Source organism: Rhizobium terrae, from assembly GCF_003425685.1.
Lineage (GTDB): Bacteria > Pseudomonadota > Alphaproteobacteria > Rhizobiales > Rhizobiaceae > Neorhizobium > Neorhizobium terrae.
In genome coordinates this window covers 119,826-132,243 of sequence record NZ_QJKM01000007.1, presented here as the reverse complement: position 1 = coordinate 132,243, position 12,418 = coordinate 119,826, and the positions used below count along the sequence as shown (strand labels likewise).

The 12,418-nt window shown below is 63.3% G+C and carries 12 protein-coding genes; 4 read left to right on the top strand and 8 right to left on the bottom strand.

The features are described 5' to 3' along the window. Positions 1-5: 5 nt before the first annotated feature. The 5 genes from DMO26_RS14550 to DMO26_RS14525 all read right to left on the bottom strand — a co-directional run bounded on the left by DMO26_RS14550 (position 6) and on the right by DMO26_RS14525 (position 5,465). Complete coding sequence (locus DMO26_RS14550) at positions 6-1,067, bottom strand: Gfo/Idh/MocA family protein (protein WP_117192876.1); 1,062 nt, start codon at positions 1,065-1,067, stop codon at positions 6-8. Between the two features lie 184 nt (positions 1,068-1,251). Beyond that, positions 1,252-2,091: a carbohydrate ABC transporter permease gene (locus DMO26_RS14545; protein ID WP_117192875.1), complete on the bottom strand. Its 840-nt coding sequence runs from the start codon at positions 2,089-2,091 to the stop codon at positions 1,252-1,254. A gap of 11 nt (positions 2,092-2,102) precedes the next feature. Beyond that, positions 2,103-3,053 carry a carbohydrate ABC transporter permease gene (locus tag DMO26_RS14540; RefSeq protein ID WP_117192874.1) on the bottom strand — a complete coding sequence of 317 codons (951 nt, stop codon included), beginning with the start codon at positions 3,051-3,053 and terminating at the stop codon, positions 2,103-2,105. Between the two features lie 202 nt (positions 3,054-3,255). Beyond that, a complete protein-coding gene (locus tag DMO26_RS14530) occupies positions 3,256-4,524 on the bottom strand; it encodes an ABC transporter substrate-binding protein (protein ID WP_117192873.1) in 1,269 nt (422 codons plus the stop codon). A gap of 26 nt (positions 4,525-4,550) precedes the next feature. After that, positions 4,551-5,465, bottom strand: a complete 915-nt coding sequence (locus DMO26_RS14525; RefSeq protein WP_117192872.1) for an N-acetylmuramic acid 6-phosphate etherase — start codon at positions 5,463-5,465, stop codon at positions 4,551-4,553. A gap of 208 nt (positions 5,466-5,673) precedes the next feature. Between DMO26_RS14525 and DMO26_RS14520 the strand changes: the two genes are divergently transcribed. Genes DMO26_RS14520 through nagA form a run of 4 tightly spaced genes read left to right on the top strand, consistent with a single transcriptional unit; the run spans position 5,674 to position 9,525 of the window. Beyond that, positions 5,674-6,561 (top strand): N-acetylglucosamine kinase, encoded by an 888-nt coding sequence (locus DMO26_RS14520; protein WP_117192871.1) that lies wholly within the window; start codon positions 5,674-5,676, stop codon positions 6,559-6,561. Then, a complete protein-coding gene (locus DMO26_RS14515) occupies positions 6,558-7,322 on the top strand; it encodes a GntR family transcriptional regulator (RefSeq protein WP_117192870.1) in 765 nt (254 codons plus the stop codon). Before DMO26_RS14520 ends, DMO26_RS14515 begins: the two co-directional genes overlap by 4 nt. 17 nt (positions 7,323-7,339) lie before the next feature. After that, positions 7,340-8,371: an SIS domain-containing protein gene (locus tag DMO26_RS14510; protein ID WP_162894900.1), complete on the top strand. Its 1,032-nt coding sequence runs from the start codon at positions 7,340-7,342 to the stop codon at positions 8,369-8,371. Continuing rightward, positions 8,368-9,525 (top strand): N-acetylglucosamine-6-phosphate deacetylase, encoded by a 1,158-nt coding sequence (nagA, locus tag DMO26_RS14505; protein WP_117192869.1) that lies wholly within the window; start codon positions 8,368-8,370, stop codon positions 9,523-9,525. The genes DMO26_RS14510 and nagA overlap by 4 nt, the downstream gene beginning before the upstream one ends. Before the next feature lie 164 nt (positions 9,526-9,689). On the opposite strand, the gene DMO26_RS14500 is transcribed toward nagA, so the two are convergent. The 3 genes from DMO26_RS14500 to DMO26_RS14490 all read right to left on the bottom strand — a co-directional run bounded on the left by DMO26_RS14500 (position 9,690) and on the right by DMO26_RS14490 (position 12,363). Further along, on the bottom strand, positions 9,690-11,096 hold the full coding sequence (locus tag DMO26_RS14500; RefSeq protein ID WP_117192868.1) for a sensor histidine kinase: 1,407 nt from the start codon (positions 11,094-11,096) through the stop codon (positions 9,690-9,692). Then, on the bottom strand, positions 11,093-11,770 hold the full coding sequence (locus DMO26_RS14495) for a response regulator (protein WP_117192867.1): 678 nt from the start codon (positions 11,768-11,770) through the stop codon (positions 11,093-11,095). Before DMO26_RS14495 ends, DMO26_RS14500 begins: the two co-directional genes overlap by 4 nt. 83 nt (positions 11,771-11,853) lie before the next feature. After that, on the bottom strand, positions 11,854-12,363 hold the full coding sequence (locus tag DMO26_RS14490; RefSeq protein ID WP_117192866.1) for a DUF1993 domain-containing protein: 510 nt from the start codon (positions 12,361-12,363) through the stop codon (positions 11,854-11,856). Positions 12,364-12,418 lie beyond the last annotated feature (55 nt).

Sequence of the window (12,418 nt, the reverse complement as noted above, 5' to 3'; positions counted from 1 at the left end):
ATCCTCTAGAGTCTTACGGGCATGCCGCTGCGCACGCTTTCGTCCGCCGCGAGGCAGATGCGCAGCGACTGGACGGCGTCATTCATGTGCCGGGTGAGATCGATGTTTTCGCGGATAGCCTTCAGGACATAGGCCTGTTCGAGATCGCAGAGTTTCTGATGATCCGGCTCACCGGTCATGGCGAGATCCTCGTCGCGCCGGACAAACTGGCCGTCAGCGCCGGTTTCGGCCGAATGGACGCGGATCACCGAGGTCTTGGTATGCGTGTCGAGATCGTCGGACTTCGCCTTGGCGTCCACGAGGATCGACACGGAGCCTCTGGGCGACATGACATCCTTCACGAAAAAGGCCATTTCCGACATCATCGGCCCCCAGCCCGCCTCGTACCAGCCGACCGAGCCATCCTCGAACAGGACCTGCATGTGGCCGTAATTGTACATGTCCGGCGCCACCTCGTCCGTCATCCTTAGGCCCATGCCGCGCACTTCGACGGCCCTGGCATCGGTGATCTGGCACCAGACATCGACATAATGCACGCCGCAATCGACAATCGGCGAGGTCGTCTGCATCAATGCCTTGTGGACGTCCCACTTGGGCCCGGAGGACTGCTGGTTAAGGTTCATGCGGAAGACGTAAGGCGGACCCATTTTCCGCGCTTCCTGGATCAGCCGCATCCAGGAGGGGTGATGGCGGAGGATGTAACCGATCACCAGCTTGCGGCCGTGCTTCTTCGCCGCCGCGACGACACGTTCGGCATCGGCGACGGTGGTCGCCAACGGTTTTTCCACGAAGACGTCGCAGCCGGCTTCGAAGGCCATGACCGAATAGTCGGCATGCGTATCGGAATAGGTATTGATCGAGCAGAGGTCCGGCCTGGTCTGCCTCAATGCGTCTTCGAAATCGGTGAAGAGCGGATAGGCGTCCAATTCGGGTGGTAGGTCGCGTCTGGAGCGATTGACGAGGCCGACGATCTCGAAGCCCGATTCGTTATGATAGGCGAGAGCGTGGCTCCTGCCCATATTGCCGAGGCCGGCGACGAGGACGCGGATGGGATTTGCGGCGGTCATGTGTTTATTCCTTGAATGACGTACCGCGTGGCCCCCTCACCCGGCCTCCACTTCGTTCGGCCACCCTCTCCCCGCTGGGTAAAGGGGGAACGGCGACGCTGCGGCATATTCCCTTCTCCCCTCGGGGAGAAGGTGCCGGAAGGGCGGATGAGGGGGTGGCGTTGCACGACGAACATTGCACCCATCACTTCACCGCCCCCGACGTAATCCCGCGAATGAGCTGCCGCGAGAAAATCACATACAGAACCATCACCGGCAGGATGGCGAGCGAGAGCGCCGCCAGCACGGCGTTCCAGTTGGTGACGTACTGGCCGATGAACATCTGGGCGCCCAGCGTCACCGTCTTGGTGGCCTCGCCGGGAGCGAGAATCAGCGGGAACCAGAGGTCGTTCCAGATCGGGATCATGGTGAAGACCGCGACCGTCGCCATGGCGGGCCTGACGAGAGGAAGAACGAGGCGGAAGAAGATCGCATATTCCGACAGCCCGTCGATGCGGCCGGCATTCTTCAGGTCGTCGGAAACCGTGCGCATGAATTCCGACAGGATGAAGATCGCCAGCGGCAGGCCTTGCGCCGTATAAACCAATATCAGCGAAGTCAGCGTGTTGACGAGACCGGCGGCCACCATGCCCTGCAGGATCGCCACCGTGCCCAATCGGATCGGAATCATGATGCCGAGCGCGAGATAAAGCCCCATCAGCGTGTTGCCGCGGAAGCGGTATTCGGAGAGCGCGAAGGCGGCCATGGCGCCGGTGAGCAGGACGAGCGCGATCGAGACGACGGTGACGATCAGGCTGTTCTGGAAATAACCGAGAAAATCCCCTTGGTTCAGCACAGTCTCGTAACCGATCAGGCTGAAGGTGGAGGGCGTCGGGAAGGACATCGGTTCGCGAAAGATCGCGTTGCGGTTCTTCAGCGAGTTCACCAGCGTCAGGAAGACCGGGAAGAGCGCCACCAGCGTGTAGGCGATCAACGCCAGATGGATGAGCGCGGCACGCAAGGGTGCGGAGCGGGCTTTCGACATGATTCGCTCCTTCAGAACTGGTATCGACGCATGCGCCGCTGGATGACGAAGAGATACAGCGAGACGCCGGCGAGGATGATCAGGAACATCACGGCAGCGATCGTGGCGCCCATGGAGCGGTCGCCCATCTGGTTCTGGAAACCGAAGAAGGTGCGGTATAGCAACGTGCCGAGGATATCCGTTGCGCCGTTCGGGCCGGCAAGCGCCCCCTGCACCGTATAGATCAGGTCGAAGGCGTTGAAATTGCCGACGAAGGTCAGCACCGAAACGATGCCGATCGAAGGCAGGATGAGCGGCAGCTTGATCTTCCAGAACTGGCTCCAGCCGGTGATACCGTCGCATTCGGCCGCTTCCAGCACCTCTTCGGGAATGTTGAGCAACGCCGCATAGATCAGCATCATCGGGATGCCGACATATTGCCAGACGGAGATCAGCGAGACGGTGACGAGCGCCGTTTCCGGCTTGCCGAGCCAGGGGGCGAAGGCCCATTTCAGCCCGACCCAATCCATCATGTTGGGCGCGATGCCCCAGATCGGCGACAGGATAAGCTTCCAGATGAAACCGACGATGACGAAGGACAGAAGCGTCGGCACGAAGATTGCCGAGCGATAGAAGGCGGCAAAACGCAGGTTCGGCACCGAGAGCATGGCGGCGATGGCAATGCCGACCGGGTTCTGCACCAGCATGTGGATGATGAAGAAGATGACGTTGTTCTTCAATGCATTCCAGAAGTCGGTGGAGAGTCGTGGATCGGAAAACAGCCTGGCGAAATTGTCGAAGCCGACAAAGGCAAGCCGGCCCTCGATCATATTGAAGAGCGAGAGGCGGAGCGTCTCGATCAGGGGCAGGATCATCACCGCCGTATAGACCAGGAAGGCCGGTGCCAGGAAAACGGCGATATGCCAGCGGGTCGGACGTTTCACCGGAACCGGTTCGATATCGGCAATTTCGGTATCGCTCATAGGTTTGGGTTCCGGTTGTTTGCTCTTCAAATGACTCTGCGGCAATTGCCCCTCATCCGGCTGCCGCCACCTTCTCCCCGCGCGCGGGGAGAAGGGATATGCCGCGCCGTCTCCGTCCCTCTCCAGGGCTGCGTGGCCCACGTCCCCTCGCCCGTTTACGGGGAGAGGGTTAGGGTGAGGGGCAGTCCTGGACGACGGACGCTTACTTCGCGGGCTTGTACCAGCTGTCGAGACCCTTCTGGGTCTCGGCAGCGGCCTGTTCCGGGGTTTGCGTGCCGTTGATGACATTGGCCGAGACGCGCCACATTTCGAGGTCGAGGTTCGGCTTGCCACGGCCGACGATCGCAGCACTCGGGCGGATGGTCGGTTTGCAGTTCTGGCGCCAGGAGACGAATTCCTGGGCAAGCGCATCATTCATCTTCACGGCCGTCGAGTTGAGGCTGAAGAAGCCCGGCAGGGCATTGGCATAAAGCTCTGCGAATTCCGGCGAAGCGACCCAGGCGAGAAATTTCTTGGCGGCTTCCGGATTCTTGCCCTTGGCGTTCATGCCGAGGCCGATGTCGTTATGGTCGGAAATATAGCACGTGTCGCCTGCCTTCTTCACCGGCGGCGGGAAGGCGCCCATTTCGAAATCCGCCTGCGCCTTGAACGGTGCGATTTCCCACGAACCGGCCGGATAGATCGCCGCACGGCCGAGCGTGAACAGGTTCTGGCTGTCCGGATAGGTCTGGGCTTCGAAGCCGTCGCCGAGATAGGGCTTCCACTTGGCGAGCGTCTTGTAGGGCTCGACCCAGGCAGCATCGGTCAACTTCTGGGAGCCGGCGATCAGCGCCTTGCGGCCTTCCTCGCCCTTCCAGTAGTTCGGGCCGATATTGTAATAGCCCATGGTCGCGGCTTCCCACTGGTCTTTGGTGCCCATGGCCATCGGGATATAGGTGCCGCCCTTCTTGAACTTTTCCAGCACCGCGAAGAACTCGTCCTCGGTCTTCGGCACCTGCACGCCGGCTTCCTGGAAAGCCTTCTTGTTGTAGATGAAGCCATGGATGACCGACGCCATCGGCACGCAGAACGTCGTCTTGCCGTCGTCGGTGGTCCAGGCGGACTTCGCCGTGTCGGAGAAGTTCGACATGCCGGAGAGGTCGGTCAGCGCGGCAAGCTGGCCTTTCTGGAACATGGCGAGCGACAGGTCGAACGGACGGCAGGTGATGAGATCGCCCGCGGTGCCAGCTTCGAGCTTGGCGTTGACGGCCGAGTTGTATTCGGTCGGGGCCATCGGCGCGAAGGTCACCTTGATGCCGGGGTTCTTGGCTTCGAAGGCCGGAATGATCTTCTGCTGCCAGATCGGCAGGTCGTCGTTGCGCCAGCTCTCGATCGTCAGATTGGCGGTCTGCGCGGCCGCTTCCGTGGCGACAAGGCCCGCCGGCGCAAGCACCGTCGTGGCGAAAAGCATGCCTTTCAATATGCGGGTCATGACGTTCTCCCTCTTCTTCTGCGCCTTCAGGCGCGCTTCATGGAACTCTTGGCTGCCTGCAGCTCGCCGATTGCGCCGCGCAGGACATCGCCGGAGCGCGCCAGCAGGGCGCGCGCCGCATCCGCGTCGGCCGCACCCGCCGCAAGCAGGACGGCGACCTTTACCGAACCGTCCGCGGTGCCGAACCAGGCGCGCGCCTCGTCGAAACCGATGCCGGCGATCTCGGCCACCATGCGGGCGGCGCGGGCGCGCAGCTTTTCGTTGTCGGCGCGCAGGTCGACCATATGGCCGTCATGGACATGGCCGAGTTTGATCGCCGCGAGCGTCGAAAGCATGTTGAAGGCAATCTTCTGGGCCGTCGCGGCACCCATGCGGGTGGAACCGGCAACGACTTCCGGCGGGGTTTCGAGGAGGATCGCCGCATCGGCGCCCTCGAACAATTTCGCGCCGGCATTGTTGGCGATCGCCACGAGCCTTGCACCGCGCCGTTTCGCCACCTCCGCGATCGCCACGGTATAAGGCGTCGAGCCGCTGGCGGAGACACAGATGACGCAATCGGCCGCATCGACGATGCCGGCGTCCCGTTTGCCGAGCGACGCATCGTCTTCCGGGCCGCCGGGCAGATCGGCAACCTTCGAAAGGGAACCCGCGAACAGAATGGCTATCCGTTCGGGCGCGATGCCGTAGGTGCCCGGCAATTCCATCGCATCGGCTGCGGCGACGAGACCCGCGCTGCCAGCGCCGGCATAGACCAGCCGGCCGCCGGACCTGAGCGTCGCCGCGACGAGATCGGCGGCCCTGGCAATGGCCGGCACGGCGTGGTCGACAGCCTTTGCCGCATCCTGCTGCCCTGACGCGAGAAGAGCAAGGATCTCCACGGGCGCGAGCCGATCCAGCCCTTTCGCCTTCCCATGTCGCGCTTCGGTGGCACTGCTGCTCATCCGCTGTTCTCCCTTATCCAAAAATGATGCCAAAAAAATACCAATTGTCCAGAAGGAAAATTAACTTTTATGAACGGATCGATAATTTTCGCAAATTTAACGGAAATAAATCTATATTATTCAATGATATAAAGTCCACCGTCTTAAATTTTCGAAATCCAGCTTGGTTATTGGTACCTTTTTGGTATTATCGGTTCTGGAGGTCTCGATGACGGGTTATTTTATTGGAATAGACGGCGGCGGAACGAGCTGCCGGGCGGCATTGGCTGACGGAAACGGCACCATACTCGGCCGCGGCAGGAGCGGCGCCTCGAATATCCTCACCGATCCCGACAACGCGCTGAGACATATTGCGGAGGCTGCCCGCCTCGCCTTCGAGGAAGCGGGAATCGAGCCCGACCTTACCGCCGCCGCCGCCGTCCTGGGGCTTGCCGGAAACAATGTCGGCGACGCGGTGAGCTACGTGAAGGCGCGGCTGCCGTTCAGGCAGTCGGACATCGTCTCCGACGGCGTGATCGCGCTGCAGGGCGCGATCGGCGACGAGGACGGCGCGATCGGCATCGTCGGCACCGGCACGGTCTATATCGCCCGGCACGAAGGCGAGCTTCATTCGGTCGCCGGCTGGGGTTTCCAGGTCAGCGATCTGGGCTCGGGCGCGCGGCTCGGACATCTGGCGCTGCAGGAAAGCCTGCTCGCCTACGACAACATCCATCCGATGACCGGGCTTTCAAGGGCGATCCTCGCTGAATTCGGCGGCAATCCGGAGGCGATCGTCGATTTCGCGCGGCTTGCCAAACCCGGGGATTTCGGGCGGCATACTCCAAAAGTGTTCGAGTTCGCACAACAGGGCGACGAAGCGGCGATCCGCATCCTCAGGATCGGAGCGGCCGGGATCGACGAGGCGCTCGACGCGGTCAACGGCATCACCAAGGGCAAAGGCAGGCTCTGTCTGCTCGGGGGACTGGCGCCGCTTTACCCGGGTTATCTCGCCGAGCGGCATCGCGCACGACTTTCCGAGCCGCTGGCGGATGCACTGACCGGCGCCGTCGCGCTGGCCGTCAAAGCCCATGGCGGAGAGGTGAAAATCGGCGCATGAACCAGACGCTTGCCGCCATCCTGCCGCTCGAGGGCCTGCAATCCGCCGGCAGCGGACCGCTTTATGTCAAGTTGCGCCAGAGCCTCGAAGACGCGATCCGGTCCGGCAAGCTGGAGCATGGCGATGCCCTGCCGGCCGAACGCGATCTCGCCGACTATGCCAATGTCAGTCGCGTGACCGTCCGCAAGGCGGTGGACGACCTCGTCCGGGACGGGCTGCTGACCCGCAAGCACGGCTCCGGCACATTCGTCGTGAAACCGATGTCGCGGGTCGAGCAGCCGCTGACGAAGCTTACCTCGTTTACCGAGGACATGGCCCGACGCGGGCTGGTGACGCGATCGGAATGGCTGGAGCGCGGGCTGTTCCATCCCTCGCCGGAGGAGATGATGATGCTGGGACTTGCGCCCGGCGCGCGCGTGGCGCGGCTCGGGCGCCTGCGTCTCGGCAACGATCTGCCGCTGGCGATCGAGCATGCCAGCATTTCGGCCGAATTCCTGCCCGATCCGGCAGCCGTCACCGGCTCCCTTTATGCGGAACTCGAAAAAAAGAATGCCCGGCCGGTGCGCGCCATACAGCGGATATCCGCCTGCAATATGAAGAGCCCGGATGCCGGCCTCTTGGCCGTGCCGGTCGGTTCTGCCGGGCTTTCGATCGAGCGCGTCTCCTACCTGGCATCCGGCCGCGTGGTGGAAGTGACCCGCTCGCTCTATCGCGGCGACGCCTATGATTTCGTGGCCGAGCTCTCGCTCGGCGAAAACTGACCTTCGAGGATGAAGAAATGCTGACCAACATGACGAACATGCGCAAGGAGATCGACGAGATACCGGAAGCGGCGGCACGGCTGCTCGACGGTTCCGCCGCGCAGCTCGCCGCCGCCGGCCGCGCCCTGCGCGAGAAGGACCCGGCGTTCCTGATCACCATTGCACGCGGCTCCTCCGATCATGCGGCGACCTTCATCAAATATGCTGTGGAACTGACGGCCGGCCGGCCGGTCGCGTCGCTCGGTCCGTCGCTCGCCTCGATCTATGGTGCGACGCTGAAGCTCGACGGCGGTGCCGCAATCGCGATTTCCCAATCCGGCAAGAGCCCCGATATCGTCGCCATGGCGGATGCCGCGACCAAATCCGGCGCGCTGACGATCGCGCTCACCAATACGCTGCCTTCACCGATCGCCTCGGCCTCCGCATATGCGATCGATATCAACGCAGGTCCGGAACTCGCCGTCGCGGCCACGAAATCCTTCGTCAACTCGATCGTCGCCGGCCTTGCCCTGCTTTCCGAATGGGTCGATGACGACGGCCTGAAGGCGGCCGTGCGCGGCCTGCCGGAGCATTTCGAAAAGGCGGTCAAGCTCGACTGGAGCGAGCTTGCCAACGAACTGGGCGATGCGGAATCGCTCTACATGCTCGGCCGCGGGCCGGCTCTTTCGATCGCCAGCGAAGCGGCGCTGAAATTCAAGGAAACCTCCAACATGCATGCCGAGGCTTACTCCGCCGCGGAAGTCTTGCACGGCCCGGTCGCGCTGGTCGAAAAGCGGTTTCCGGTGGTGACCTTCGCGGCGCGCGACGCCGGCGAGGCCTCGGCCGTGGAGATCGCCGACGATCTTGCGGCCAAGGGCGCACTCGCCTTTGCCACGTCCGACAACGTCAAGGAGGCCCGCAGGCTTCCCTTCGTGGCGACCGGCCATCCGATCACCGATGCGCTGACGCTGATCCTGCCCTTCTATGGTTTCGTCGAAGCCTGGTCGCGCTCCAAGGGTTTCAATCCCGACGCGCCCGTCGCACTCAAGAAGGTGACCGAAACGCTATGAGCAGGAAGGCTATCACCGGCGCCCGGATCTTCGACGGCACCTTTTGGCACCAGGAATCGGCGCTGATCCTCGCCGACGGCAGGATCGAAGCCCTGCGGCCCGCGGCCAGCCTACCCTCCGGCATCGAAACCATCGATGCCGGCGGCGGCATGATCGTACCCGGTTTCATCGACCTGCAGGTGAATGGCGGCGGCGGCGTGCTGCTCAACGAGGAGCCGACCGTCGAGGGATTGAGGCAGATCTGCGCCGCCCATGCCAAGTTCGGTACGACGGCGCTGCTGCCGACGCTGATCACCGATACCTATGAGATCACCTCGAAGACCGTCGAGACCGGCAAACGGGCGAAGGCCGAAGGCGTTCCCGGTTTTCTGGGGCTGCATCTCGAAGGCCCGCATCTCTCGATCGCCCGCAAGGGCGCGCACGACCCGCAGCTGATCCGGCCGATGCAGGAGAAGGACATCGAGCTGATGCTCTCCTGCAAGGGCGTCTTCGGCGCGATGATGATCACGATCGCACCCGAAAACGTGACGGCGGACCAGGTGACGCGCCTTTCGCAAGCGGGCTTCATGGTCAGCCTCGGCCATACCGACACGGCTTACGAAACCGCGAAGGATTATGCCGAAGCGGGCACCCGCACCGTGACGCATCTCTTCAACGCCATGAGCCCGCTTGGCCACCGCCAGCCGGGCGTCGTCGGAGCCGCACTCGACATCGGCTCGCTTTACGTGGGGATCATTTCCGACGGCATCCATGTACATCCGGCGGCGATGGGCGTGGCTCTGCGCGCCAAGAAGGGTCCGGGAAAGATCTTCATCGTCACCGACGCCATGTCGACCATCGGCACGGACATGAAGAGCTTTACGCTGAATGGCCGCGAGATCCTGCGTCAGGACGGGCGCCTGACGCTCGCCGACGGCACGCTTGCAGGCGCCGACATCGACATGATCTCGTCTGTGCGGTTCGCACATCGGGCACTCGGCCTGCCCGTCGAGGAATCGTTGCGGATGGCATCCACCTATCCGGCCGAAGCGGCCTGGCTCGACGGGCGGAAGGGTGCGTTGAAGGCGGGGTTCGATGCGGATTTCGTGCTGCTGAGCGATGATCTCGGCATGAAGAGCACCTGGATCGGCGGCATGAAGGTGCATCAGGAATAGGGGCATCGCGGCGGCCGTTCTCCCCTCTTGCGGGCGAGATGTCATCGGAGATGACAGAGGGCAGTGGTGCAGGGAATTCGACGGGCTATGGAATATGGGGACCACCTCCCTCTGCCTGCCGGCATCTCCCCCGCAAGGGAAGAACGACTGCGACACCCTCGTGTTTAGCCAGCTACCGGAAATCTGATCTCGACCTTCAAACCGCGGCCCCCGCGACCATCCCCGAGCGTCATCTCCGCTCCATGCAGACGGGCGATCTCCTCGACGATCGGCAGGCCCAGGCCAGTGCCGGATTTGTCGGTCCGGTCGCCGCGCTCGAAGCGTTTCAGCACCGATGCGCGTTTTTCCAGCGGGATGCCCGGCCCGTCGTCCTCGACCTCCAGAACCGCACGCGCGCCCTCCTGTCCGACACGAACGGTGACCTCCGCGCCGCTGCCGGCATAAAGCAGGGCGTTGCCGATCAGGTTCTTCAGGAGTTCGCCGACCAGCAAGGGCTCGACCTCCACGAAGACCTCGTTCTCCCCCTCGAAACCGAGGTCGATGCCGGCATCGGCAGCCAGCGGTATGTGGTCGGCAGTCGCCTGCTGGGCCAGCGCCGTCAGGTCGATCCGCCGCATCGAGGCGGAGCGCGCGGCTGCGTCGATCTTCGCCATCAGCAGGAGCTGGGCGAGGATTCGTTCGGCATCCGCGACCGCCTCGTCCGCCTTGCGGGCCGCATCCTTCACCTCATCCAGCCCGGTCGCGCGGTCGGCAAGCGTCAGCTGCGTCCGGATGATGGCAAGCGGCGTGCGGAGCTGATGGCTGGCATTGCCGGTGAAATGCCTTAGCGCCTCCAGGGCGTTTTCAAGCCGCACCATGAAGGAATTCACCGTGTCGACAAGGCCCTGGACCTCGTTCGGCACGCGCTCGCTGATCGGGTGGAGGTCGTCCGGGCTGCGTTCGGCGATCGCTTCGCTGAAGCGATAGAGCGGCCGGAGCGACAAGGTGACGGCGACCCAGACGATGACGGCGGCGCCGACGATCATGAACAGCAGGCGCAACGCCGAACGGATCAGGATGGTTCGCGTCAGCTGCTGGCGGGCGATCGTGGTTTCCGCCACCGTGACCGTGAACGGCACCGAATTGATGCCTGTCGAAGCGGACCGGGCGAGCGCCGCAACGCGGATCGGCTCACCCCGGAAGGTGGAATTCTCGAAGGCGGCGGCCTGGCCTTCCCGGCGCGGAATGGAGGGGAGGTTCTGATAGCCGGTAATGAATTTTCCCGGCGGCCCGTCGACGCGGTAGAAGACGCGATCCTGCGCGGCGGACGTCAGCATTTCCAGCGCCACATACGGGATATCGACTTCGAGCGAGCCGTCTTCGGCGACGATCACCCGTTCGGCGATCGCAAGAGCCGAACCGGCAAGCACCCGGTCCGAAACCTCGTTTGCGGTATCCACCGCCTCGCCCCAGGTATCGATCATGGCAACGGTGCCGATGACGGCCGTCGAGGCGAGCAGCCATGCGAGCAGCCGGCGGCGCAGCGAATAGGAGACGGACGGCGTCACGACCGGTACCAGGGACGAGGTCATGGCGCGGGCGCGACGGTTTCGAGATAATAACCGATGCCGCGCGCGGTCCTGACCGTCAGTCCATGCGCGCCGAGGCGGCGGCGAAGCCGGCTCACATATTGCTCGATGGCGTTGGCGGAGAGATCGTCATCGAAGCCGGTCAGAGAACCGACGATCGCCTCTTTCGAAACCACCTTGCCGGCGCGCAGGAAGAGCAGTTCGAGGAGCGCCACCTCGCGGGCCGGGATATCGAGCGGCACGCCCTGACTGGAAAAGGTCCGCGAGGTCAGGTCGAAGGTGACGCCGCCGTAATTGACGATCGAGCTTCTGAGGCCCGCCTGACGGCGCAGCAGCACGCGGATACGGGCCTCGAATTCGGAAATGTCGAAGGGCTTGATCATGTAGTCGTCGGCGCCGAGATCGAGCCCCTTCACCCGTTCCTCGGGCGTACCGCGGGCCGTCAGGATCATCACCGCCGCCTTGTTGGCCCGCGCCCGCATGGCGCGCAGCACGTCGAGCCCGTCCATTTCCGGCAGGTTCAGGTCGAGGATGACGAGGTCGTAGGTCTCGGCCGCGACGACCGCCTCGGCGGAGGCGCCGTCCATGACAGCATCGACGGCGTAGCCGCTACCGCGCAGGATGGTCGTCAGCCCCTCGGCCAGCGCCTGATTGTCCTCGACCAGAAGAATACGCACGAAATCTCCCCGCTTCCGCAGATGATTATAAACGCGGGAGCGGGGATGTCACGGATGTGGTGATGTCGTGGTTACTTCGACGGTTATTGCGAACGGCCAATGTAATCCATCTTGCCGATCGGAACGCCCTTGTGACGCAGGATCGCGTAGGCCGTGGTGACGTGGAAATAGAAGTTCGGCAGCGCGAAACCGAGGACGTAGTTGCGGCCGGTGAACTTCGTCTCGCCGCTGCGGGTCTTGATGATCACTTCGGCCTCTTCGCGGTCGGCCATGCTGGCCGGATCGACGCCCTGCAGGAAGGCCACGGTCTTTTCGATGCGGGCATGCAGGTCGGCGAAGGTGACCTCCTCGTCGGCCATCGGGATGTTTTCGATCTGGCCGACGCGAACCGGCACGAATTTCGCCGTGTCGCTGGCACGCTGGACCTGGGAAGTCAGCGGATACATGTCGTGGACCAGCCGGGTTTCCAGCAGTTCCTTGTGGGCGATGCCCTTCTCGTCGGCGAAAGCTTCGCCCTTCTTCAGGATTTCCGTGAGGTTGCCGAAAGCGCGGATGAAGACCGGCACCGTGATATCGTAAAGGGTGAGCGACATGGGCGAGACCTTTGTTGACGGACGGGAACGCCGGACTTCCGGCGCGGAAAGACCG

Excerpts from the sequence above, each read along its gene's own strand:
- DMO26_RS14550 (WP_117192876.1), bottom strand. The coding sequence starts at position 1,067 with ATGACCGCCGCAAATCCCATCCGCGTCCTCGTCGCCGGCCTCGGCAAT.
- DMO26_RS14545 (WP_117192875.1), bottom strand. The coding sequence starts at position 2,091 with ATGTCGAAAGCCCGCTCCGCACCCTTGCGTGCCGCGCTCATCCATCTG.
- DMO26_RS14540 (WP_117192874.1), bottom strand. The coding sequence starts at position 3,053 with ATGAGCGATACCGAAATTGCCGATATCGAACCGGTTCCGGTGAAACGT.
- DMO26_RS14530 (WP_117192873.1), bottom strand. The coding sequence starts at position 4,524 with ATGACCCGCATATTGAAAGGCATGCTTTTCGCCACGACGGTGCTTGCG.
- DMO26_RS14525 (WP_117192872.1), bottom strand. The coding sequence starts at position 5,465 with ATGAGCAGCAGTGCCACCGAAGCGCGACATGGGAAGGCGAAAGGGCTG.
- DMO26_RS14520 (WP_117192871.1), top strand. The coding sequence starts at position 5,674 with ATGACGGGTTATTTTATTGGAATAGACGGCGGCGGAACGAGCTGCCGG.
- DMO26_RS14515 (WP_117192870.1), top strand. The coding sequence starts at position 6,558 with ATGAACCAGACGCTTGCCGCCATCCTGCCGCTCGAGGGCCTGCAATCC.
- DMO26_RS14510 (WP_162894900.1), top strand. The coding sequence starts at position 7,340 with ATGCTGACCAACATGACGAACATGCGCAAGGAGATCGACGAGATACCG.
- nagA (WP_117192869.1), top strand. The coding sequence starts at position 8,368 with ATGAGCAGGAAGGCTATCACCGGCGCCCGGATCTTCGACGGCACCTTT.
- DMO26_RS14500 (WP_117192868.1), bottom strand. The coding sequence starts at position 11,096 with ATGACCTCGTCCCTGGTACCGGTCGTGACGCCGTCCGTCTCCTATTCG.
- DMO26_RS14490 (WP_117192866.1), bottom strand. The coding sequence starts at position 12,363 with ATGTCGCTCACCCTTTACGATATCACGGTGCCGGTCTTCATCCGCGCT.